The sequence below is a fragment of the Sulfurovum sp. genome (assembly GCA_026990595.1).
In the GTDB taxonomy this organism is placed as follows: domain Bacteria; phylum Campylobacterota; class Campylobacteria; order Campylobacterales; family Sulfurovaceae; genus Sulfurovum.
This window is the reverse complement of sequence record JALXCZ010000013.1, coordinates 32,995-56,916: the sequence shown is the minus strand read 5'-3', so window position 1 is coordinate 56,916 and position 23,922 is coordinate 32,995. Positions and strand designations below refer to the sequence as shown.

Genomic DNA, 23,922 nt, shown 5'->3' with positions numbered 1-23,922 from the left:
TGCTTGTTGTTTTTAGCTACGGAACCGGAGTGGTCGGAGCGAAAGCGTAGCCATGGAGGAAAACGATACCTTTATGTGAACTGCTTCACGTTTACAGGAGAGAAACCGAAATGGTGGAACAAGGTGACCCATGAAGGCGAAACAATACAACAACTGCTTGTTGTTTTTAGCTACGGAACCGAAATGGTCGAAATGAACGTAGTGAATGCAGCCATGTAGGCAAAATAAAGGTAACTTTTCGACTGATATATAATTTAAAGGAGGTTGTACCGAGGAGGGAAATAAGGTACAAAATAATAATGAAAAGTTACCTAGAAGATCAATCCATCCTATCTATATGGACAGAGTGCCAAAAAAGGGGAGAAGGGATGACACTCTACGACCTTCATAAGAGAAGTATAGCTTTTATTTGTGTATTGATTGTGAACTCTGAAAATAGATCAAAACTTCCACGCAAACTGTGCGGAGATCAAAGCACCTGCCGCACCACCAAGTGCATCTGCAGCAAAATCCTTACTGCTGCTGTCACTGCTGTCATTGTGTTTATCTGCCTCTTCTTTAATGGCACCTACTACCAAAGCTGCTCCAAAGCCCCAAAAAAATGATTCCACTTTTGAACATCCCTGGTTTCTTGCATAGCCTGTCACAGCAGTTGAGATTGCTGCGGTCACCGTAATATGTTTTCCTTTGTCTGCTCCTGTCCAGCTATCCGCCATAGCACTCTGATTTGTTATTATCAATAACAACATTATTATAAGTGTGGATTTTAATTTCATCTTGTCCTCAATTTTAGGATGTAATACTATTGCTATACCTATAAATAAGAACAGCAATAATCCGTAACGCTTTTCACATTCACTTGAAATTTACTGTTTGCAGGTACATTAAATGACTCACCGCCTTTGACAGTTATCCATGCCTGTGCTCCGGGAAGTTTTACCTCCAGCTCACCCGAAGTGATCTCCATCAGTTCCGCTGCAGCAGTACCGAACGTATACTCACCCGGAAGCATGAACCCTAATGTCTTTTTGGATCCGTCAGCAAAGTTCACTGTACGGCTCGTCACTGCACCGTCAAAATAACTGTTACCTTCAAGTTCTATGTTCACATTTTCAAATTGTTCCACTGCCTAGTCCTTTTTTAAAGGATTATATCAAAATTACACACAAATTCTACGCACAGTCACTATACTTAATAAGTTCAACAGAGGATAGGCTCATGACAGAAGGTTCTTACTATACACAAGTTACGATCATTGGAGGAGGTATCTCCGGAGCAGCACTGCTTTTCATGCTCTCACGTTATACCCAGATCGACTCTGTCACACTTTTTGAGAAATATAACAAACCTGCCACACTGAACTCTTCAGCAAAAGCGAACTCCCAAACCCTTCACATAGGAGATATTGAGACCAATTATGATTTTGAGAAAGCAAAGAAAGTCTCTGCTTCCTCCTCCATGGTTGCCAATTTCATTACCCACTTCAATTATGAGGGAACCATTGGTTTTAGAAAACCAAAAATGGTCTTGGCAGTAGGAGAAGAAGAGATAGCCAAACTCAAAGCACGCTATGAGACCTTCAAAACACTCTTCCCCTACCTTGAACTCTGGGAAGAAGAAGTGCTTGAGAGCATAGAACCCATTTTGACAAAAGGTCGAAAAGAGCCTATTTTGGCAATGGGAGCCAAAGACAAGATATCTACGGTTGATTTTGGAAAACTAAGCCAGACTTTTATAGATCTCTCCCAAAAAGAACACTGCACAGTGAACCTTAACTTTAGTACAGAAGTCACACAGATCACCAAAAAATGGGACAAATTCCTCATCCATACAGATAAAGGTGAATACCTAAGTGACGTCGTGGTCGTGGATGCAGGAGTACACTCTTTACTCCTTGCTCATGAGATGGGATACGGAGAGGAGTATGCCATGCTTCCCATAGGGGGAAGTTTCTATTTTGCAAAAACCCAACTGCTAAATGCAAAGGTCTATACTATGCAGAACCCAAAGCTTCCTTTTGCTGCTGTGCATGGAGACCCTGACCTGACAGCAGATTGGAGAACACGTTTTGGTCCTACTGCATTTGCCATGATGACACTGGAGCGTTACCACCATATGGAGATACTCAATCTTTTTGATCTCCTCAGCCTTGATGGCTCCGTACTGGGTGTCTATTATGACCTGATGAAAGACGAAGACATCCGTGCCTACATCATGCGTAACTTTGCCCATGAACTTCCCGGTATCGGCAATGAGTTCTTCATTAAAGAGGTGCGAAAGCTCATTCCTTCTCTCAATAGTGATGATATAGAATATGCAGAGGGGTATGGTGGGATGCGTCCGCAGATCATAGATAAAAAAGCTAAAAAATTGCTTCTGGGTGAAGCCAAAATTGATACAGGCAAAGGTATTATATTTAATATGACCCCTTCTCCCGGGGCATCCAGCTGTTTGGGAAATGCTTTTGAAGATGCGAAAATTCTTTGTGACTTCCTCGAAGTAGACCTTCTGAAAAGAAAAATAAAAAAGGAGCTATGTGATGAAAAAGAATACTGTTACATTAACCGACAACCGCACAGGTGAAACATACGAATACAACATTATAAATGCTTCAAGAGGTCCCTCGGTACTTGATATCCGTACTTTTTTTGCAGATACGGGTATGTTTACCTATGATCCCGGATTCACAGCTACTGCTGCGTGTGACTCTACCATTACCTTCATAGATGGTACAAAAGGCGAACTGCGCTACCGTGGCATACCCATAGAGGAATTAGCAAATAAGCATAGTTATCTGGAAACCTGCTTTCTTCTGCTTAACAGCAGGCTGCCCTCCAAAGAGGAACTGACTGATTTCGATCTGGAAATACGCCATCGTGCCTACCTACACAGAGGATTACGCAAACTCTTTGATGCCTTTCCTGACAATGCCCACCCCATGGCAACACTTTCTGCAGCCGTGACATCTCTTGCCTCATTTTACAATGAACATTTAGATATGGAGGATGAAAATGAATATCTGGAGATGGCACATCGCATCATTTCCAAGATCCCGACCATCGCTGCTTTTGCCTACAGACACTTTTTGGGGATCCCGTTTATAGAGCCCGATCTTGATCTGAGTTTTACCAAAAATTTCCTCACTATGATGCGTGCCTATCCAGGAGGAAAGATGCACCTCCTGCCAAACGGTCATGCCGCTATAAAAGAAGTTGAAGTAAGAGCACTCGATACCATTTTTACCCTCCATGCCGACCATGAACAAAATGCCTCCACCACGGTGGTACGTGGTGTTGCCTCTACCGGTGCACACCCTTATGTTGCCATTGCCTCAGGGATTGCAGCACTTTGGGGACGGGCACATGGCGGAGCCAACGAGTCTGTCATTGCCCAGCTGGAACACATAGGCTCAGTAGACAATGTGGAAGCGTTCATAGAAAAAGCCAAAGACCCCAATGATGACTTCAGACTCATGGGCTTTGGTCACCGCGTCTACAAAAATTTTGACCCCAGAGCCAAAATACTCAAAAAACTGCAAGATGAGTTACGAGAAGAACTGAATCTAGATACTGAACTTATGACAATTGCAAGGAAAATAGAAGAGATCGCTTTAAGTGATGAGTATTTCATTTCAAGAAATCTCTACCCCAACATTGATTTTTATACCGGCATCATCCTCACCGCACTTCAAATACCAAAATCGATGTTCACTCCAATTTTTGTTATCGGGCGAACGGTAGGGTGGATAACCCAATGGATAGAATTTAAAAAAGACGAAACCTCAAAAATTGCCAGACCAAGACAATTGTATACGGGTGAATAAATTTCCGTAGGGTGTTGTGCCCCCACAACACCAAAAATATGTATTTTTATCAAAACGTGAATTTCACAATAAATTTCAAGGTGTTGTCATGGGACAACACCCTACAAAACACCCAAAAACAGAAGCCAAAATAAGCATTTTTATTATTTTTTCCATATCATGGGTTGAAAAAGAGTTTAAAATGTCTTATTTTACGTGTTAGGTAGTCTAAATAGTGTTTTTACAAATAAAGGCTCGTTCCCATGCTCTGCGTGGGAATGCATATATGAATTTGGGATTATTTTAATATATGTTTTTTGAATTTCCTCATTATTCAAATTGAGGCGTTGAAGTTCTCGTCATTTTTTTTAGAAAAAAACGAAGCAAAAAAATCGTCACTCCTCTCGAATCGCTAATCGCTTATTCGGTCGTTCGGAGTGACAGTTCTTTTTAATATGGCTAGGCTATCGCCAATTTTAAGATAAACGTATTAAAAAACTTTACTTAGAGCTTCTTAGCTTTTTAAAATAAATTGATAAAAAAATTATTCACCAGCAATAGCGTATGCATTTTCTTTTTTTGGTTCGTTTTTTTCTTTTGTTGCATCAACAAAGAAAAAAAGGAATGAAAGAAATCGAGGTACTATTGACAACCCACACACTCTTGTGAACGATCCTCAACATCATTACTACTCTCAGGTGACTGACTTCTTAAGTAATAAGTAGACTTCAATCCAAACTTCCAAGCATTCATATAGATCTCATTGAGGTATTTACCTGAAGCCTTGTCAAGGGTGATGAAGATGTTGAGCGACTGCCCCTGGTCTATCCACTTCTGGCGGATGGCTCCTGCTTTGATGAGGACATTCTGGTCAAGGTCGTATGCAGGAGTATAGTACTCCCATGTTTCAGGTGATAGTTTAGGGGCTACAACAGGGATGAGTCCTGAGAGGTTCTCTTCAAACCACTTCCTTTTGTACACCGGTTCAATGGCCTGTGTCGTACCTGTCAGGATGGAGATGGAACTTGTAGGTGCGATCGCCATGAGGTAACCGTTTCTCATACCGTCTTCTTTTACCTTCTCTTTGAGCCCTGCCCAGTCATGTGCATACCCAAAGAGTCCACCTCTGTCAACCAGTTTACATGCATTCTCATTGGCTTTGTCAATAGGGAAGATGCCTTTGTCCCAGTCTGAACCTTCATAGGTAGGGTACTTTCCTTTCTCCAGGGCAAGGTCACTTGAAGAACGGATAGTGTAGTAGGAGAGTGATTCCATCACCTCATCTACTTTGGTAAAATGCTCATGGCTTCCCCACTCTATCTTGTTCTCTGCAAGCATCTGTGCCTCACCCATGACACCCAGTCCTATGGATCTTGATTTCTCATTGGTCTTCTTTACTTTTGCCAACGGATAGAAGTTCAGATCTATTACATTGTCAAGCATACGTACAGCGGTGGGTATCACACGTGCCAAGTCCTCTTGGGTATGTACTTTGGAAAGGTTGACAGAAGCGAGGTTACACACAGCTGTGTCACCGTCTTGCTTCTCTTTGTCTACGATCCATATCTGTTTACCGTTAATAGAATCCAGTGCAGTGACTTTCTTGGCCGGCTTGGTTGTACCGTTGTCAACTGTCAACATCTCATGCTCATCATATGACTCTACTGTACCATCATCAAAAGTAAAACGTGTTTTGTATGTGTTTGGTCCTGTATTCTGGAAGATCTCCGTACAGAGGTTGGAAGATCTGATGACTCCTACATGTTTGTTGGGGTTTGCTCTGTTGGCTGCATCTTTGAAAGTAAGGAAGGGGTTTCCTGTTTCAAAGTAAGATCTGAGTATCTCTTTCCAAAGCCCCTTTGCCGAGATCACTTCTCTGGTAATGTTGTCATCTGAATGTTCCAGTTCAATGTAACGCTTCTCAAAATCTTCACCATAAAGCTCTGTCAATTCAGTCACTTCGAACGGATCAAAGAGTGTCCATGTACCGTCCTCCTCCACTCTTTGCATAAAGAGGTCATTGAGCCACAGTGCAGGGAAGAGGTCATGTGCTCTACGACGCTCTTCTCCAGAGTTCTTTTTAAGATCAAGGAAATCACGTATATCCACATGCCATGGCTCAATATAAACTGCGATGGCTCCCTTACGGGTACCAAGCTGATCCACAGCGATCGCCACATCATTTGCGATCTTAAGGAAAGGTACGATCCCCCCTGCTGCATGCTTGTGTCCGTCAATGTATGAGCCCATACCGCGAACCAGCGACCAGTCCCAACCGATACCCCCGCCAAATTTACTTAACAGTGCCATCTCTTTATAGCAGTCAAAAATACCTTCGATGTTGTCCGGTGTTGAACCGATGTAACAGGAGCTGAGTTGGTGTCTTGGTGTTCTTGCATTGGAGAGTGTCGGCGTGGCTGCCATCACTTCAAATTTACTCAGGATATCATAGAATTTCTTTGCCCATGTCTGGCAGTCAAATTCATTTTGTGCCAGGAACATCGCTACACCCATAAAAAGTTGTTGCGGAAGTTCTATAGGCACACCGTTTTTGTCTTTGAGCAGATATCTGTCATAGAGTGTTCGTAACCCAAGGTAAGTGAACTGCAGGTCACGCTCAGGCTTGATGTAGTCATTAAGATCATCAAGGTCATACTTCTCTTTAAGCCCAAGGACAATACGTCCTTCCTTCTCCCCACGTTCAAAATGCTCACGGAGATGGTTATAGCCCGTAAAACCTGTAGCCTTGTGATAAATATCGTAGAGGAAAAGTCTTGCTGCGACAAAGGTCCAGTTGGGTCTGTCAATGTCTATCTTGTCAACCGCTGTCTTGATAAGGGTTGTCTGAATCTCCTCAGAAGTGATCATATCACGAAACTGAAGTTTGGCATCCACTTCCAGTTCGCTCTGACTTACACCCTCTAGCCCCTCTACTGAAGCTGATGTGTATTTCTGGATCTTAGAAACATCCAAAGTCTCTACTCTCCCGTTCCGTTTTACTACTCTAACCATTCTTTCTCCCTGAATTATTAAAAAAACCTCTATTTTTGAGGTGAAAATATTAAATGATTTTACTCAAATTATGCTTGGATATTTTTGAATTCATGTATCATTTTTAGGCAATCATTTTATAAGAAAATATTATAATTTAGGAAGTGCCGATGAGGTGGGTAGTAGAGAATTTTTGATGAAAAAATTAATCTTTTGTAGGTCGGAGTATTCTCTCTCCGACAATCTACATTTATTACTGTTTATTTAAATACTCTATTAAAGATAGCATCAACATTTTTTGTATAATAATCAAAGTTAAAACACTCTCTGATCTGTACCTCGGAAAGTGATGCTCTCAGTTCTTCATCTGCAAGCAGATACTGAAGATAAAGAGATTCTCCCTTTTCATTGGTGGTAGGTTTACCGTGCTGTATCTCCTCCCATACTTTCATCGCATTACGCTGTACTATTCTGTAGGCATCTTCACGACTTACTCCTGCTTTTGGCAACTCAAGCAATACCCGCTGAGAAAATACCAAACCACCCGTAAGGTTCAAATTCTTCATCATATTCTCAGGCATTACCGTTAAGTTTGCGATCACATTGTTCATGCGGTGCAACATAAAATCTGTGGTGATAAACGAATCCGGCAACCAAAATCTCTCTGTAGACGAATGGGAAATATCTCTCTCATGCCAGAGTGCTACATTTTCCATAGCAGGTGCAGCATACGCTCTTATCATACGTGCCAAACCTGTAATGTTCTCTGTCAAGATAGGGTTTCTTTTATGCGGCATCGCCGAGGAGCCTTTCTGCCCTTTGGCAAAATACTCCTCAGCTTCATAGACTTCTGTTCTTTGTAAGTGTCTTACCTGTACAGCAAACTTTTCAACAGACGATGCCAACAGTGCCAATGCAGTTGCCAATCTTGCATATCTGTCTCTTTGTACCACCTGGTTGGAACACGGCTCAGGTTTTAATCCTAACTCTGCCATTGCATACTCTTCAAGCTCCAATGGTGCATGTGCAAAGTTCCCCATGGCTCCGGAAATCTGCCCTACTGCAATAACATCCATCGTATCCTCAAGGTTCTTGAGATGTCTGCCTACTTCATCATACCATACCGCCAAAGTCAAACCAAAAGTAATAGGCTCACCGTGTATCCCGTGGCTTCTTCCTACCATAAGCGTCATTTTGTGTTCAAAAGCACGTTTTTTGATAGACTCCATAAGCATCTTTACATCTTCAATAATAATTTCCAAGGAAGCTTTCATTTGTAATGCAACACCTGTATCAACTGCATCTGAAGAAGTCATACCGTAGTGAAACCATCTTGACTCATCACCAAGGCTTTCACTGACACTTGTATTGAACGCAATGAGGTCGTGTCTTGTCACTGCTTCTATCTCTTCTATTCTCTCTACTGAAAAAGTAGCATTTTTAATAATCTTTTTACAATCATCGTCAGGGATAAGCCCTATTTTATTCCATGCTTTAACTGCTGCCTTTTCTACTTCAAGCCATGCTGCATATCTTGCTTGTTGTGTCCACTTTTCTGCCATCTCTGGTCTTGAATATCTTTCAACCATTTTTTCATCCTTGGGAGTCAGGCATTTGAATACCAGACCCCTATTAAATTTATGCTAAAATTCTATCCTAAAAGCTGTTATAAAGAGGTAAGCCATCGTATGCCATTCGTAAAAGAAAAATTTCATATCAAAGAAGAAACCATTGCATTTTTGTATGTGATGCATACACTGAACTACACTCAGGGACAGGCGCAAAGGCACATCGCAAAAGGACGTCTCATCATTGATGGAGTATCCATGACCTATACGGGTGCCAAAATACAGGGTGACGTAGAGATGGTTTTCTTTCGTCCAAAAGGTACAGGTCTTCGTCCTGCTTTTCAAAACAAGGACTTTATGATTTTTGAAAAACCCTCTGGGGTACTCGTTCACCCCAACACTATGGCTACTCCCTACTCTATGTTGGATGAGGTCAGAAACATCGCAGGGGACAACGCCAATGCAACACATAGAATAGATATGGAAACCTCTGGACTTCTACTGGCTTCCAAACACAAAGAGGCAGAGCATTTTCTCAAAAGTGCTTTTGAAAAACGTACCATTCAAAAGTCCTATTTGGCATGGGTTGATGGCAAATTGACTGAGTCTTTTACTTCTACAGAATGTATCAAAGTAAACAGAGAGGGATATGAAAAAACCAAGCATAAAGTATTCATAGCCGAAGATGGAAAGACGGCACATACAGACTTTGTACCATTAGAGTATGATGCAGCATTAGACACGACACTTGTAGCCTGCTATCCCCACACAGGACGACTTCACCAAATAAGAGTACATTTGTTTCACGTGAAACACCCTATTCTGGGTGACCCTATCTATGGGGCAAGCTTTGAGGCCAGTGATGCCTATCTGGATATGCTGCAAAGTGAAGAGGAACGACTTATACAGCATGGGGCACCACGGCTGATGCTACATGCACAGACACTTTCTTTCCCTTATGGTGCCAAGTATTATATCGAGAGTAAAGTGGATTTTAGAAAGATGAAAGCATTGATCTGCCCGAAAAAAGAGAGAGTATTTAATAGCAGGAATAACTGAAAACCTACTCATCATCCCTGTTTGCTTCATAAATAAACCATCCCCCGCCAACACCAACAACCAACATAATAAAAATCAATAACGCTATTTGTACATCAGGCATTATATGCCCCCTTCAAGTTCTTGTTCCCGCAATTGCCCACAGGCAGCAGAGATATCCAGACCTTTGGATTCGCGGATTGTGCAGTGTAATCCTCTTTTGGTAAGATATTCCTGAAATGCTTTCATATCTTTTTCACTTGGACGTTTAAATTCTGTTCCACCGTAAGGGTTAAAATAGATCAAATTTACTTTTGCTTTAATACCGTCCAAAAGACTTAAAAGTTTTTTTGCAGCAGCCATATCATCATTGACATCTTTGATGACAAGATACTCAAACATGACCCTCTTTCTGTCATTGACAGGAAAGTTTTTTACTGCAGTGATAATAGACTCAATATTATACGCTTTATTGATAGGCATAAGCCGCTGTCTGAGTTCATCATCTACGGCATGCAGTGAGATAGCAAGGTTAATTCCAAGCTCCATCTTTCCGAGTTTCTCTATCTTGGAGCTGAGTCCTGAAGTGGAGATGGTCTGACGGTGTGTTGCGATAGCCATGCCTTCAGAGTCTGCAAATATTTTCACGGACTTTACTACCTCTTCAAGGTTGTCAAGCGGTTCACCCATCCCCATATACACGATGTTGACACGACGGTTGGCATCAATATCATTGTCTTTCTTGATCATACGTAACTGCTCAACGATTTCACCGGCAGTCAAATTTCGCATAAAACCACCCTTTGCCGTCAAACAAAAGGCACATCCTACCTTACACCCTACCTGAGAAGAGATACACACTGTATAGCGTTCCTGATGCTTTACAGAGCCATCTTCATGATACTCTTTCTCCCTCATCAAAAGCAGTACAGCTTCTACTGTATGTCCATCATGGAGTTCAAAAAGATATTTGCGGCTACCGTCTATACTGTCTTGTACCGTTAAAGTCTTGAGCGGTGCAAGTGTATACGTACACTCAAGCTCTTCTCTCATCTGTTTAGGAAGGTTTTTCATTTCTTCAAATGACATCGCATATTTATGGTATATCCAATTGTAGATTTGTTTTGCTCTAAAACTTGGTTTTATCACATCTGCTAATTCTTCTTTACTTAGATCTTGTATAATTTGTTTCATTTATTCTCTTTCATTAATAAAAGGGTACCCACAAGGGGATACCCCTACAGTATCATATTTTGTAGGGGCAATCCCTTGTGGTTACCCAATATCAAACAAGATTATATTTTAATATATCTTGTCAATCTCTGCATTGCATCTTTTTGATTTTTTAAAAAATCTTTATGTGCATTTTCATCACAATAGTTTGTTACAACCAATATAGCTTTTGCAGGAATATGAAATTTTTTCGCCACCTTAAGCACCGCATAGAACTCCATATTCTCAACAAGAATGCCTCTTTCAATATATTGTTTACCCAGTTTGATATCCGTTGTAATATAGTTTGAAGAATTTACAACTGTCTTGCTGGCACAAAAACCCTTTTTGAAAAAACTTGTTTCACGTGAAACAATAGGCGTATATGCTCCTGCATTTAAATAGCTGTTTTCAATATTAACCGCTTCACAGGAAGTAACAATATCAAACACTTTCTTGTCTCCATAACTTCCTGCAGTCCCTACAAAGATCAACTCTTCTGGTTTTGATGAGAGGATCATTTTGGTAAGATTGATCGCTGTATCAATAAGCCCTATACCTATGGGTATCGCAAAATCAAACTGTTCATTTTCCCCTGCACAGACAAACATCTACATTCTCACAGGGATATTTTTATCACGCAGATAGGCTTTAAGCTCCATTATATCTATCTCTCTAAAATGAAAGATGGAAGCTGCCAATGCTGCATCCGCATGGCCTAAAGTAAATGCCTCTTCCATATGCTTCATTGTTCCTGCTCCTCCTGAAGCGATAACAGGAATATTGACAAGTTCACCAATTTTTTTATTAAGTTCATTGTCAAATCCCGCTTTGGTTCCATCTGCATCCATAGATGTGACGAGTAACTCTCCTGCACCTCTGTCGTAGGACTCTTTTGCCCATTCTAAAGCATCAATACCAGTATCATTACGTCCACCATGTGTAAAGATGTGCCATTTGCCATTGTCCACTTTTTTCGCATCGATCGCTACAACAATACACTGTGAACCAAAACGCTTTGCACTCTCTTCTATAAAAGCAGGTCTCTTAATGGCTGCCGAATTGATACTGACTTTGTCACATCCAACATTCAAAAGATTATAGATATCCGGAAGTTCACGTATACCTCCTCCGACTGTCAGAGGAATGAATACTTCCTGTGCTACTTTTTTGACCACATCAACGATCGTATCACGACCCTCATGACTGGCACCTATGTCAAGAAAGGTAATCTCGTCTGCACCCTCTTCATTGTAACGCCTTGCCACTTCTACGGGGTCACCCGCATCACGAAGACCAACAAAATTGACACCTTTTACTACGCGCCCATCGTTGACATCCAAACACGGAATAATACGTTTAGCAAAATAATCCATTTAAGTATCTCTTTTCATTTTAAATTCTAACTATCATCATAATTGGGATATATTTATGGTAGAATTATACAAAAATTATCCCAAGCATGGGGTTAGTATTGAATATAAAGGTATATTATAGTATGATTATTGAGAATTTAGCCGAATTTGCTTCTAAAAAATTTGGGCAGAATTTTCTAAAAAGTGATCATTATCTTCAAAAGATCGTCCAAGCGATGCCCAATGACAACTTAAAAGTTGCAGAAATTGGACCTGGCTTAGGTGATTTAACCAAAGAACTTGTAAAAACAAGAAATGTCACAGCATTTGAGGTTGATAAAAGATTATGCGAGCATCTTGCGACAGAGTTTGAGGCACCCATCCACAAGGGTTGTTTTGAGCTGCGTTGCGGAGATGTGCTTGAGCGTTGGGAGTCAGGAAGCCTGCTAGATGAGCCTTATCATCTGGTTGCCAACCTGCCCTATTATATCGCAACCAATATCATCTTAAAAGCATTTAAGGATGAACTCTGCCAGTCTATACTGGTTATGGTTCAGAAAGAAGTTGCCGTAAAATTCTCGGCAGTTGCAAAACAGAAAGCATTTTCTGCTCTGTCTGTTTTGGCACAAAGCGTTGGAAAAGCCACACTCTGCTTTGAAGTTGAGCGTGAAGCATTCGTGCCTCCTCCAAACGTAACTTCTGCCGTGCTTTTAATAGAGAAAGAACAGTCAAGAGACGATGAGAAGTTTGAAACATTTTTAAAGGTTGCTTTTTCGCAACCACGTAAAAAACTCTCTAAAAACCTCCTGTCTGCTTTTTCAAAAGATATTGTGAATCAAACCTTCACAAAACTGGATCTCGATCCTAATTTGCGACCTCATGAAGCCGAGACTCTTGTTTATCATCACTTATATAATGAATTAAAGGATAATTTAGATGGAAAACAACAATCAAAACAAAGAAAACTCTCAAAATCAAGAGAAAAGAATGCCAAACGATAACAAACAAAGAGAAAGAAGACCCAACCCGCATAGACAAAATACTCAAGGGCAAAAGAGTGTAAACGAGCAAGGACAGAACAGTAGCCGTCATGCCTCCCATAAAAAATCAAACCCTAATAAAAAGCCAAATCCCAACAGGGAAGTAAACGGTAATGTGCAGGATAGAGAAGCACCAAATGGGAACCGAAAATCGAACCAAAACAGAAACAACACCAATCAAAACAGAAAACCGAACCAAAACAATAAGCCAAACAACAAACCCGGCAATAACCCAAATAAAAACAAGAATAGAAATAAAAGAAAAAATGTCACAACGGTCAATGAGGCAATGCGTGCTTCAATGGAAGAAAACAAACGTGTACAGGAAGCAAGAATGGCTCCCTGGAAACAGATTGATATGGCAACCAAAGGTAAAGTACGGTTTACACCGCTTGGCGGTCTTGGTGAGATCGGGGGGAATATGGCTGTACTTGAGACAGAAGAGAGTGCCATTGTCATTGATGTGGGGATGAGTTTCCCTGATGAGACGATGCACGGTGTTGATATTCTGGTACCGGACTTCTCTTACCTTCATGCAATTAAAAATAAGATCAAAGGTATTGTTATTACCCATGGTCACGAAGACCACATCGGTGCCGTACCATACCTTTTCAAAGAATTAAAATTCCCTATATATGGAACACCTCTTGCCCTTGCCATGATAGAAAACAAATTCAATGAACATGGGCTCAAAGCAGATACAAAATATTTTAATTTTGTTACCAAAAGAAAGCAGTACCAGATTGGTGATATGAAAATAGAGTGGATGCATAATACCCACTCCATCATTGATGCCTGTTCTCTTGCCATCGAGACACCGGCAGGAACACTTGTGCACACTGCAGACTTTAAAATAGACCATACACCTGTCGACGGATACACGATGGATCTTCAGCGTTATGCCTATTATGGAGCCAAGGGCGTACTTTGTCTCTTCTCAGACTCTACAAATTCGCATAACCCAGGCTTTACGAAGAGTGAAACCGTGGTAGGAAAAACTTTTGATACTCTTTTTGACCTTGCCAAAGGAAGAGTGATCATGTCTACCTTCTCTTCCAATGTTCACCGTATCTTCCAGGCAATGCAAAGAGCTGTAAAGCATGGTAGAAAGATCTGTGTGATCGGACGCTCCATGGAGAGAAACGTAGAGACCAACAGAGCTTTGGGATTTGTAGATATTGACGATAAACATTTTATTGAAGTCCATGAAGTACCAAAATACGCTGATCATGAAATTCTCATTGTTACCACCGGTTCTCAGGGTGAGACCATGGCTGCACTGAACCGAATGGCAACCGATGAGCATAGACACATCAAACTCAAGCCTTCGGATACTGTAATCATTTCAGCCTCTGCTATTCCTGGGAATGAGGCTTCTGTTTCAAAACTGATGAATTTACTTATTAAAGCCGGTGTAACAGTACGCTATAAAGAGTTTGCCGATATTCACGTCTCTGGGCATGCCGGACAGGAAGAGCAAAAACTCATCTTAAGACTAATTCAACCTAAGTTCTTCCTGCCTGTGCACGGGGAATACAATCACATCGCCCAACATGCGAAAACAGCGGTAAGCTGTGGAGTAGATGAAAGAAATATTCTACTTATGAGTGATGGGGATCAGGTTGAGATCACACCAAAATATCTTAAGAAGGTCAAAACAGTCAAAACAGGTAAAACCTACATTGATAACCAAAACAATATGACCATAGAGAATGATGTTGTACTTGACAGACAAAAACTAGCCGAAGACGGTATTGTCACAGTAGTAGCACAGATCGCACAAAGTAACCAAAAAGTGGTAGGGAAACCGATCATCAGTACCCATGGTCTTGTTCCGGACAAAGAAGATAAGAAATTCGCCAAAGAGATCGAAGTCCTTTTGGAAACGATGCTGCTTAACATGAAGCCTGAAGCACTAAAGGACCATAGAAATGTTGAAAATGAGATCAGAAGTACCATTAGAAAACATGTAGTACGAACGAAAAAAAGATATCCGCTTATCATCCCAACGATCTTTATCGTTTAATTTCAAATAACAAACCCTATATAGCCATAGCGGTTTGTTAGTGCTCATACACTCACTATTCTTAACTTTTAATAAAAAGATACTATAATTTTCTGTAATACTATTAAAAGATACACCACAAGGAGAGTAAGCATGAAAAAAATCTGGCCTTTGCTCCTACTTTTGCTTTTACTGATCTTTTTCTGTACCTGGCAAAAAATGGATAAAATCACCATCCCGACACATCCCGAGAAAAAAGCTGCTACAGTAATTACCATCCCTTTACAGCAACATACTATTGAATACCTTATTCAACAAAATACCAACGGTTACACCCTAAGCGGAAATTTTACAGATACGGTTCAACAAAATGAACTTACTGCTGTTTTTTCAACATTAGGTAGCAAATTGGCACCTAACAATACTTCAACCAATGAAACACTTTTGGATAAAGGCAGTATCGCTCTTACCAAAGAGATCATCCCCCATTTTATCAAGACATACAAAAAAGGGAAAATACAATACGTCAATGAAGTACTGGTCGTAGAGGGAGAAGTGAACAGCTATGAAGCAAAACACCAAATGCAAAAACTTCTTGCTGCTTCACCTCTTGCATCAAGAAACAATACAAAAGTCGTTTTACCTAAAAAACCTATAGATTTTCTTATAGAGCATACATTACAAAGAAATATTCTCTCTGGACATTTTACAGACCAAACACAGGAAGAACAGATTCAGCATGCATTTAGAGCAGCGCATATGCCTGTAACAGCTTCCATGCTCGCAGAGAACACAAAGCTTGTTGATTTTGGTGCTATTGCCTTAGTGGAGAAGATCATTCCGGCATTCACAAAGAACTATACCGAAGGAGTAATAGGCTATCAAAACAAAATACTTACCGTAAAAGGGAAAGTCAAAAATGAAGCTGCCATATCAGAGATGGAAAAACTCCTTGGCAATGCAGTAATACCCACAAGGAACCTTACTGTACTAGATAAAGCATATCTTCAAAGAATAGCCGATACAAAAAGAGCTGAAGAAGAGGCAAAACTTGCGCAAGAGAACCGAAAACTTCAAGAAGAAAAAGAGAGACTGGAACAAGAAGCTGCACAGAAAGCCAGACTTGAAGAAGAAAAGCGAAGAGCTGAAGCAGAAAAAGAAAGGTCAGCACGGGAGGAACAGGCAAGACTTGCCCGAGAAGATACTATGCAGAAGGCGGTACAGGAAAAAGAGGCTAAAGCAAATATTATTAAACTACTTCAAGTAGAAAATATAGAGTTCAATACTGCAAAAAGTACATTGACAAGCCGTGGACAGGCTACGGTAGACAAACTGGCTGCTATTTTAAAAAAATATCCCAAAGTCAAAGTTGAAATAGCCGGACATACTGATTCTGACGGCAGTGCAGAATTTAATCAGAAACTTTCACAGGCAAGAGTAGAAACCGTAAAGGAAGAACTTATCTCTCAAGGTGTTGAGAGCAAACGTCTTACCGCAAAAGGATATGGAGAAAGCAAACCGCTTGTTCCAAATACTACAGACGAGAATAAACAAAAAAACCGTCGCGTTGAAATCAATATTATAGGAGAATGATCATGTTAGAAATCGCTTCACAAATCGTATTATGTTTACTATTGGCCGCCCTTATCGGGTTTATTATCGGATATCTTTTAGGGAAAAGTACTTGTCCTGACGACAGCTGCAGATCTACACACAGCTCATCACATGATGAACACACTCCTCATACTTCAGAAGCACAGACCATCGTTGCTGCAACGGACAATACAGAACCTGAGCCTCTTTTACTTTCCGCTCCCAGAGGCGGACAAAAAGATAATTTAACACGCATTAAAGGGATCGGTGTCAAAATAGAAGAGTCTCTTAATACTATAGGTATTTATCACTTTGACCAGATCGCGGCATGGAGTGAAGAGAATATCATATGGGCAGACAATAATTTAGGCTTTCCCGGCCGTGCAAAACGGGAAAAGTGGGTAGAACAGGCAAAAGCATTGGCTGCAGGTAAAGAGACAGAATTCTCCAAGCGTGTCGATGCAGGAGAAGTCTCTACCAGCAAACAATCCTAAATCTTTTGGAGTGTACCAGCACTCCATCTTAATAATTACCTGCACTATGCTATAATCTCTCACATAAAATCATAAAGTAGCATATCATGGATCTCATACACATTGCACAAGAAACATTTCATATTGAATCTGAAGCTCTTACAAAGGCAGCTGAGCGTCTTGATAAGAATTTTTTGGATGCTATTGAACTGATAGTGAACACCAAAGGAAAACTGATCATTACCGGTGTAGGAAAATCAGGACTTGTAGGTGCAAAAATGGCTGCTACATTTGCAAGCACCGGTACATCAAGCTTCTTCCTTCATCCTACAGAGGCTTTACACGGTGATCTCGGGATGATAAGCAAAGAGGATACACTTTTGGCTATCAGTAGCAGCGGTGAGAGTGAAGAGCTTACAAAAATACTTCCTCATATTAAACGTTTTGATATTCCTCTTATCGGTTTAACCGGTAATGAAGATTCCTCTTTGGGCAGATATGCAGATGTATTTCTGGATATCTCTGTAGAAAGAGAGGCCTGTCCTCTTGGTGTTGCACCAACCACATCCACCACACTTACCATGGCTTTGGGGGATGCCCTGGCGGTGACCCTTATGAAAAAAAGAGGATTTAAGAAAGAAGATTTTGCCTCTTTCCATCCAGGTGGTTCTTTAGGGAAAAAGCTTTTCATCAAAGTAAAAGACCTTATGCGTACAAAAGATCTTCCTGTAGCCAATGACCATATTACACTCAAAGATGCTGTTGTGACCATGAGTGAAGGAAAACTGGGGACAGTACTGCTTACAGATAAAGAAGAAAGACTCTGTGCCCTGCTGACAGACGGTGACCTCAGACGCGCTCTTATGCAGAAGGACTTCAGCATGAATCATTTGGCTATAGCCTATGCCAGCAAAAATCCCAAAAGTTACCATGATACTGAACTTCTTGCAAGTGATGCACTAGAGATCATAGAGAATGACCGCATTCAACTTCTTCCTATCACTACGGAAGAAAACAGGATCATTGGAGTATTGCATATCCATGACCTTATCAATGCCGGTATCAAAAGCAAATAAAATAAGGCAAAAAGTATGAGACTCAATAAATATATTTCACATAACAGTAAATACTCAAGGCGCGAAGCTGACAGACTCATAGAAGCAGGCGAGGTCACACTGAATAAAAAAATACTTCAGGATTTTGCCTATGAAGTGCAGGAAGAGGATACTGTCTTTGTCAAAGGTCAACGTATTAAAGAGAAAAGTAATGAACTTACGGTTATTGTTTACAACAAGCCAAAAGGTGTCTTGGTTACCAAAAAAGATGATCGGGGACGTGCAACGATCTATCATAAGCTTCCAGGGAAATTCAGGCACTTTGTACCTGTTGGTAGATTGGACTATGCCTCAGAAGGACTTTTGCTCTTAACGGACAATATAGAAGTAGCTACAGCGCTGATGGAGAGTGGTTTGGACCGTACCTATAATCTTAAGATAGACAAACCTGTCACCCAGGAGATGATCAATGCCATGCAAGAGGGGCTGGTACTTGATGATGCCCGAGCAGGAGCCCATGAGAAAAGTAAGATATACAGTATGGAATTTGCTCCTTTCTCACATTATGAGATAAGAGCCGAAGGAAAAAGTTTTACCAAGCTCCGTGTGACAATTACCGAAGGAAAAAACCGGGAACTGCGACGCTTTTTTGCGCATTTTGATGCCAAAGTGCTTGACCTCAAGCGTGTTGCATTCGGCGGTATTGAACTCAATAATCTTCCTACCAACAAAACACGCTTCTTTTCACACAAAGAATATGATGATATACATCAGTTCATGAAACGTAAAAAAGCAAATGCTATAGCCCAGAGTAAAAACAGGGCAAACGCACAAAAGCAAGAAGCCCAGAACAAAGACAAAAAAGAATTTCAATCCAAAAGATCATATAAAAAAAATTAAAATGACAAATCTTGCACTTAAATATCGTCCAAAAGCGTTAAATGAGATCATCGGACAAGACCATATTTTGGGGGAAAATGGTGTACTTAAAAAACTCATACTTTCAGAAACTCTTCCCCATATTTTTCTCTATGGTCCTCCAGGCTGCGGAAAAACCACCCTTGCAAGAGTAATCGCTTCTGTGCTGGAGAGACCTTTTTATGAAATGAATGCAACTACCCTCAAAATAGAGGATCTGCGTAAAATATTTAAGGAGTACACCAATGCTCTGCAGAAACCTCTTATTTTCATCGATGAAGTGCATAGGCTCAGTAAGAATCAGCAAGAGGTACTTCTTCCTTTTATGGAAAACAGTGCGGCACTGATCATCGGGGCATCTACAGAAAACCCTTACTACTCTTTAACTGCCGCCATGCGTTCACGCTCCCATCTTTTTGAACTCAACGCAATCAATCGGACAGAGATGTCAAAATATCTGGATCATATTATTACACTTGAAAATTTCTTAGTTGAAGAGGATGCAAAAGAGTATCTTCTTTTTTCCAGCGGAGGTGACGCAAGGGCCATGCTGAACCTTATGGAGAGTGCAGCAGCCATAGAGTCTCCTATTACACTTAAAACACTTAAACAAATACGTCCCCATGCCATGCAGGCTGGGAGTTCCGAGAGTGAAAGTCACTATGCGCTTACCTCTGCTATGATCAAAAGTATCAGAGGCTCCGATATAGATGCCGCCATCTATTATCTGGCAAGGCTTATTGATGGAGGCGAACCGGCAGAATTCATTGCAAGAAGGTTGGCTATTCTAGCAAGTGAAGACATAGGCAATGCCAATCCCCCTGCCCTGAATCTGGCAAGCTCTACACTGAATATCGTCAAACATATCGGCTACCCTGAAGCAAGGATCTCACTCTCACAACTGGTGATCTATCTTGCTTCCTCTCCTAAATCAAACAGTAGCTATATAGCTATAAACAGTGCACTCAAAGCCATTCAAGAAGGAGAGATACACCCTATTCCCTCTCATATTAAAACCCATGCCAAGACCTATCAATATCCTCATGATTTCGGAGGATGGGTAGAACAGTCTTATCTCTCTAGCCCCTTACATTTTTATCAAACACAGCAAATAGGTTTTGAAAAAACACTCTGGCAGTGGCATGAAAAAATTATAAACTCTTAAAATATCCCATACTTGATCCACATTTCCCCCACATTTTTTATGCTATAATAAAAAAAAAGGATAAACAGATGAATAAAATATTTATATTTCTTTCTATAACATTTATATCGGGTATGCTTTTAAACGGCTGTGCGAATGAAGAAATGCTTTCCAACCCAGATGTACAGACTGGAGCTGCTGTAGGTGCAGTATCAGGTGCTGTGATCGGTGGTAATATTGGAGACGGGAGCGGTAGCAATATCGCAGCAGGTGCTGTTTTAGGTGCATTAGCCGGTGGTGCTATAGGTCAAGCATCAAGCAATGAACCAACACAACAAACAGGTGGATGGCAATAGCCTTCACATTAATTTAAAAGGAGATTAAATGAAATTATTAAAACCCATACTCGCATCTACCATAGCTGCTTTTATGCTGGGGGGATGCTACAATCAACCCGGTCTGGTACAGGACAACAGCTATGATCGTACAAAAACAGGTGCTGCAACAGGTGCCTTGGCAGGTGCGCTCATAGGTTACAATACAAAAGGTCACCATAGAGGACAAAGAGCTCTTATTGGTGGTCTACTAGGTGCTGCCGTAGGTGGAGGTATTGGATATAGTCTGGATCAGCAAGCCAATGAGGTAGCCCGTGCCCTGGGAACAGGTGTAGACAATGATCCTCTTGCAGCGCTTGACCCAAATAGAAATATTATTGTTTCAAAACACCCAAACTATGTAAAGATCATGTTCAGAGATCGTATGATGTTTGCAACAGATTCATCCAGACTTCAGCCTAACGCCAGATACAAAGTCAATAAGGTGGCTCGTCTCTTAGAACGTTATCCGCAAACAATAGTCGGTGTTGCCGGATTTACTGATAATCGGGGAAGTTATACCTACAACCAAAGTCTTTCTCAAAGAAGAGCCAATACTGTAGCAAATATTCTTGCTGTGAACGGTAGACCACTGACCAAAGGATGTTCATACTCTAAAGCAATAGCACCAAATAACAATGCAACGAACAGAGCATTGAACAGACGTGTAGAGGTTTATCTCTATGCCGACAGGAATATGATGTCCGACCCTTGTCGTTAAAGTTAAGGATTATTGGAAACGGTCAAGCGCCTGCTTGGCCTGTTCGGCATTCATAGTGCCTGAAAAGAACTTACTCTCTACAGTGTTAATTTGGCTGAGTAGTTTTGTTTTAAGTGTATCTCCACGTACTCTCTCTTTTACAAAGCGTTTCATATCAGAAAAATCAGGAAAAAGCTCAAGAAATTCTTGTTTAAGTTCACTTGCATTCCAGGCAGCGATCTGTGTTTTAGTATCTGCTCCGGTAAGATTTAATATCTTCTGACCAATACTGTCCACACTCTGATACTGATCATATTTATGTTCTTGCTGATACTCATTGTTTTGATACGTTTCATCTTCTTTTTGAATATCGCCTACAAAATTCGTAACAAAATAGAGAAATCCTAAACCTATCAGAATAAAAATAAATAAACTCTTGTCCATAGTAAAATCCAATCTATAATTTTATGCATAGATTATACTATAAGTTTTAAAATAATATGTTGATTTAAAGTTTTGAAGTTATATTTAAAGTAGTGGTGCGGATGAGAGGACTCGAACCTCCACGCCGTAAAGCACCAGATCCTAAGTCTGGCGTGTATACCAATTTCACCACATCCGCATGTGGTACACCCATTAGGATTCGAACCTAAGACCCTCGCCTTAGAAGGGCGATGCTCTATCCAGCTGAGCTATGAGTGCACAATATAATAAATAACATATCAGGTACATTAAATGGTACGCCTGAGAGGACTCGAACCTCTAACCCTCAGATCCGAAGTCTGATGCTCTATCCAATTGAGCCACAAGCGCTTCATCATTTCAGGTGGTTACCCTGTATTAATTACCAATGGGGTGGACGACGGGGCTCGAACCCGCGACAACCTGTGCCACAAACAGGTGCTCTACCAGCTGAACTACGTCCACCATAATTAAATATGTTTACTTATTATTAAATGTTAAAAATCTAAATGGTCGGAGTGAAAGGACTCGAACCTTCGACCCCCTGGTCCCAAACCAGGTGCGCTACCAGACTGCGCTACACTCCGTTACCTTGAAAAAGGACTGCAATTATAGTCAAAAGGTTTCCATTTGTCAATAGATTTTAGAAAAAAAATAAAAAAACATTAATTATCCCCTATTTTAGGGCTCACTGTGTATAATATTTTATCTCTTAATTTTAAAGGAAGCCAGATGTTAGGATCGATCAATGAGTTCTTAGGGAATATTCTTTTTTTTGATATTCTATTCCATCAAGTAGATGGTATATCTATCCCTTTTCTTGTAGCTTGGCTCTTCTTTGCAGCTATCTATTTTACTGTGATTATGGGTTTTCCAAACTTACGATTTTTTAAACATGCCTTTGAAGTCATGCTTGGAAAATGGCAAACAAGGGAAGATGTAGGTCTTATTACCCCTTTTCAATCTCTTACCACAGCACTTTCTGCAACAGTAGGATTGGGGAACATTGCTGGTGTTGCTGTAGCCATTATGATCGGTGGAGCAGGCGCTACATTTTGGATGATCATAGCCGGATTGCTTAATATGACTTTAAAGTTTACAGAAGTGACGCTCTCTTTACAATATAGAAAATTTCTGCCTGACGGTACAGTGATGGGTGGAGGGATGCGATATCTTTCTGAAGGACTAAGAGAGAAAGGTCTGCCTACTCTGGGAAAATTTCTTGCACTTATTTTTGCTATTTTTATGCTTGGCGGTTCTTTAGGGGGAGGCAACGCATTTCAAGTCTCTCAAGCCCTTGGAGCAGTAAAAGGACAAATCCCTTTACTTGCCGCACAACCCTGGATATTCGGTGTAGGGCTGGCACTTCTTACCGGTATGGTTATTATTGGTGGTGTGCGATCCATTGCCCATGTTACTGAAAAAATCGTACCACTTATGGTTATTATATATGTAAGTGCATCACTTTATATTCTTATTATCAATTATGCAGTCATCCCTGAAGCATTTGCTCTCATCATTAAAAGTGCCTTTGCACCTGTTGCTGTAGCCGGGGGGATGGTAGGGGTTATGGTACAGGGGTTCAAACGTGCCTCTTTCTCTTCTGAAGCAGGTATTGGTTCAGCCCCTATCGCCCATGCACCTGCAAAAGTCAAATACCCCGTACGCCAAGGAATGGTAGCCTTGTATGAGCCATTTATTGATACGGTGATCATTTGTACTATGACTGCTCTTGTCGTCGTTATTACCGGTGTTTACAGTGGAGGAACAGAGACATTGGATGCTATTATTGAAGCTAAGCAGGGTGCAGCACTTACTTCCGCTGCTTACGGTACAGTGATCAGCTGGTTCCCCATCATCCTGACTGTTTCAGTAAGTCTCTTTGCCTTCTCGACCATGATCTCCTGGTCATACTATGGAGAGAGAGCATGGGTCTACCTCTTTGGTGCAAAATCAGGCATTATTTTTAAACTCATTTTTCTTATGGTGATCATCTTGGCTTCACTGGTAGAAAAACTTGGTCCCCTGGTAGATCTGACCGATCTGCTCTTTCTCTCTATGGCACTGCCAAACCTTATAGGACTTTACATACTCCAAGGCGATGTAAAAAATGATCTCAAAGAGTACACACGAAAGTTAAAGAACGGTGCATTGGAGGAAGAGAGAATTAAAAAAGAAGATAAATGATTTAA

General features: G+C 40.8%; 22 protein-coding genes and 5 tRNA genes. 14 read left to right on the top strand and 13 right to left on the bottom strand.

Annotated elements, in window-relative coordinates:
• Positions 1 to 75: 75 nt before the first annotated feature.
• The gene (locus MVE01_RS04410) at positions 76 to 219 is read left to right on the top strand and encodes a hypothetical protein (protein WP_472560956.1); all 144 of its coding nucleotides are present in this window, start codon (positions 76 to 78) and stop codon (positions 217 to 219) included.
• 221 nt (positions 220 to 440) lie between these two features.
• Here MVE01_RS04410 and MVE01_RS04405 read toward each other — a convergent pair whose 3' ends face one another.
• Together MVE01_RS04405 and ppnP are read right to left on the bottom strand one after the other, a co-directional pair.
• The gene (locus MVE01_RS04405; protein ID WP_472560955.1) at positions 441 to 740 is read right to left on the bottom strand and encodes a hypothetical protein; all 300 of its coding nucleotides are present in this window, start codon (positions 738 to 740) and stop codon (positions 441 to 443) included.
• A gap of 74 nt (positions 741 to 814) precedes the next feature.
• Positions 815 to 1,126 carry a pyrimidine/purine nucleoside phosphorylase gene (gene ppnP / locus MVE01_RS04400; RefSeq protein ID WP_472560954.1) on the bottom strand — a complete coding sequence of 104 codons (312 nt, stop codon included), beginning with the start codon at positions 1,124 to 1,126 and terminating at the stop codon, positions 815 to 817.
• 92 nt (positions 1,127 to 1,218) lie between these two features.
• On the opposite strand from ppnP, the gene MVE01_RS04395 reads away from it, so the two are divergent.
• Together MVE01_RS04395 and MVE01_RS04390 are read left to right on the top strand one after the other, a co-directional pair.
• Positions 1,219 to 2,583 carry an FAD-dependent oxidoreductase gene (locus tag MVE01_RS04395; RefSeq protein ID WP_472560953.1) on the top strand — a complete coding sequence of 455 codons (1,365 nt, stop codon included), beginning with the start codon at positions 1,219 to 1,221 and terminating at the stop codon, positions 2,581 to 2,583.
• The gene (locus MVE01_RS04390; RefSeq protein WP_472560952.1) at positions 2,540 to 3,823 is read left to right on the top strand and encodes a citrate synthase; all 1,284 of its coding nucleotides are present in this window, start codon (positions 2,540 to 2,542) and stop codon (positions 3,821 to 3,823) included. The genes MVE01_RS04395 and MVE01_RS04390 overlap by 44 nt, the downstream gene beginning before the upstream one ends.
• Before the next feature lie 621 nt (positions 3,824 to 4,444).
• Here MVE01_RS04390 and MVE01_RS04385 read toward each other — a convergent pair.
• Entirely contained in the window at positions 4,445 to 6,814 is a 2,370-nt protein-coding gene (locus MVE01_RS04385) for a ribonucleoside-diphosphate reductase subunit alpha (RefSeq protein ID WP_472560951.1), read from the bottom strand.
• Positions 6,815 to 7,053: 239 nt separating this feature from the next.
• Positions 7,054 to 8,382, bottom strand: a complete 1,329-nt coding sequence (gene purB, locus MVE01_RS04380) for an adenylosuccinate lyase (RefSeq protein ID WP_472560950.1) — start codon at positions 8,380 to 8,382, stop codon at positions 7,054 to 7,056.
• 99 nt (positions 8,383 to 8,481) lie between these two features.
• On the opposite strand from purB, the gene MVE01_RS04375 reads away from it, so the two are divergent.
• The gene (locus MVE01_RS04375; protein ID WP_472560949.1) at positions 8,482 to 9,420 is read left to right on the top strand and encodes an RluA family pseudouridine synthase; all 939 of its coding nucleotides are present in this window, start codon (positions 8,482 to 8,484) and stop codon (positions 9,418 to 9,420) included.
• Between the two features lie 102 nt (positions 9,421 to 9,522).
• Here the strand turns inward: MVE01_RS04375 and rlmN are convergent, their stop codons facing one another.
• From rlmN to hisF, 3 genes are all read right to left on the bottom strand, one after another.
• Positions 9,523 to 10,593 (bottom strand): dual-specificity RNA methyltransferase RlmN, encoded by a 1,071-nt coding sequence (gene rlmN, locus MVE01_RS04370; RefSeq protein WP_472560948.1) that lies wholly within the window; start codon positions 10,591 to 10,593, stop codon positions 9,523 to 9,525.
• Positions 10,594 to 10,694: 101 nt separating this feature from the next.
• Complete coding sequence (locus MVE01_RS04365; RefSeq protein WP_472560947.1) at positions 10,695 to 11,222, bottom strand: 5'-methylthioadenosine/S-adenosylhomocysteine nucleosidase family protein; 528 nt, start codon at positions 11,220 to 11,222, stop codon at positions 10,695 to 10,697.
• Complete coding sequence (hisF, locus tag MVE01_RS04360) at positions 11,223 to 11,987, bottom strand: imidazole glycerol phosphate synthase subunit HisF (protein WP_472560946.1); 765 nt, start codon at positions 11,985 to 11,987, stop codon at positions 11,223 to 11,225.
• A 122-nt stretch (positions 11,988 to 12,109) separates the two neighbouring features.
• Between hisF and rsmA the strand changes: the two genes are divergently transcribed.
• The 9 genes from rsmA (at position 12,110) to MVE01_RS04315 (ending at position 21,289) form a co-directional block, all read left to right on the top strand.
• Entirely contained in the window at positions 12,110 to 12,967 is an 858-nt protein-coding gene (gene rsmA / locus MVE01_RS04355) for a 16S rRNA (adenine(1518)-N(6)/adenine(1519)-N(6))-dimethyltransferase RsmA (protein WP_472560945.1), read from the top strand.
• On the top strand, positions 12,903 to 15,032 hold the full coding sequence (locus MVE01_RS04350; RefSeq protein WP_472560944.1) for a ribonuclease J: 2,130 nt from the start codon (positions 12,903 to 12,905) through the stop codon (positions 15,030 to 15,032). The genes rsmA and MVE01_RS04350 overlap by 65 nt, the downstream gene beginning before the upstream one ends.
• Positions 15,033 to 15,164: 132 nt before the next feature.
• On the top strand, positions 15,165 to 16,604 hold the full coding sequence (locus tag MVE01_RS04345) for an OmpA family protein (RefSeq protein ID WP_472560943.1): 1,440 nt from the start codon (positions 15,165 to 15,167) through the stop codon (positions 16,602 to 16,604).
• A 2-nt stretch (positions 16,605 to 16,606) separates the two neighbouring features.
• A complete protein-coding gene (locus tag MVE01_RS04340) occupies positions 16,607 to 17,098 on the top strand; it encodes a hypothetical protein (RefSeq protein ID WP_472560942.1) in 492 nt (163 codons plus the stop codon).
• An 86-nt stretch (positions 17,099 to 17,184) separates the two neighbouring features.
• Positions 17,185 to 18,153 (top strand): KpsF/GutQ family sugar-phosphate isomerase, encoded by a 969-nt coding sequence (locus MVE01_RS04335; RefSeq protein WP_472560941.1) that lies wholly within the window; start codon positions 17,185 to 17,187, stop codon positions 18,151 to 18,153.
• 15 nt (positions 18,154 to 18,168) lie between these two features.
• Positions 18,169 to 19,032, top strand: a complete 864-nt coding sequence (locus MVE01_RS04330) for a pseudouridine synthase (RefSeq protein WP_472560940.1) — start codon at positions 18,169 to 18,171, stop codon at positions 19,030 to 19,032.
• A gap of 1 nt (position 19,033) precedes the next feature.
• Positions 19,034 to 20,215: a replication-associated recombination protein A gene (locus tag MVE01_RS04325; protein WP_472560939.1), complete on the top strand. Its 1,182-nt coding sequence runs from the start codon at positions 19,034 to 19,036 to the stop codon at positions 20,213 to 20,215.
• A gap of 68 nt (positions 20,216 to 20,283) precedes the next feature.
• Entirely contained in the window at positions 20,284 to 20,550 is a 267-nt protein-coding gene (locus MVE01_RS04320) for a YMGG-like glycine zipper-containing protein (protein WP_472560938.1), read from the top strand.
• A 28-nt stretch (positions 20,551 to 20,578) separates the two neighbouring features.
• Positions 20,579 to 21,289: an OmpA family protein gene (locus tag MVE01_RS04315; protein ID WP_472560937.1), complete on the top strand. Its 711-nt coding sequence runs from the start codon at positions 20,579 to 20,581 to the stop codon at positions 21,287 to 21,289.
• Between the two features lie 9 nt (positions 21,290 to 21,298).
• Here the strand turns inward: MVE01_RS04315 and MVE01_RS04310 are convergent, their stop codons facing one another.
• From MVE01_RS04310 to MVE01_RS04285, 6 genes are all read right to left on the bottom strand, one after another.
• On the bottom strand, positions 21,299 to 21,712 hold the full coding sequence (locus MVE01_RS04310; protein ID WP_472560936.1) for a hypothetical protein: 414 nt from the start codon (positions 21,710 to 21,712) through the stop codon (positions 21,299 to 21,301).
• Positions 21,713 to 21,805: 93 nt separating this feature from the next.
• A tRNA-Leu gene (locus MVE01_RS04305) sits at positions 21,806 to 21,890 on the bottom strand.
• Positions 21,891 to 21,893: 3 nt separating this feature from the next.
• A tRNA-Arg gene (locus MVE01_RS04300) sits at positions 21,894 to 21,970 on the bottom strand.
• Positions 21,971 to 22,004: 34 nt separating this feature from the next.
• A tRNA-Arg gene (locus tag MVE01_RS04295) sits at positions 22,005 to 22,081 on the bottom strand.
• A 38-nt stretch (positions 22,082 to 22,119) separates the two neighbouring features.
• Positions 22,120 to 22,195, bottom strand: a tRNA-His gene (locus tag MVE01_RS04290).
• A 45-nt stretch (positions 22,196 to 22,240) separates the two neighbouring features.
• Positions 22,241 to 22,317 (bottom strand) — tRNA-Pro (locus tag MVE01_RS04285).
• Between the two features lie 145 nt (positions 22,318 to 22,462).
• Between MVE01_RS04285 and MVE01_RS04280 the strand changes: the two genes are divergently transcribed.
• Positions 22,463 to 23,917 (top strand): alanine/glycine:cation symporter family protein, encoded by a 1,455-nt coding sequence (locus MVE01_RS04280; protein WP_472560935.1) that lies wholly within the window; start codon positions 22,463 to 22,465, stop codon positions 23,915 to 23,917.
• Positions 23,918 to 23,922 lie beyond the last annotated feature (5 nt).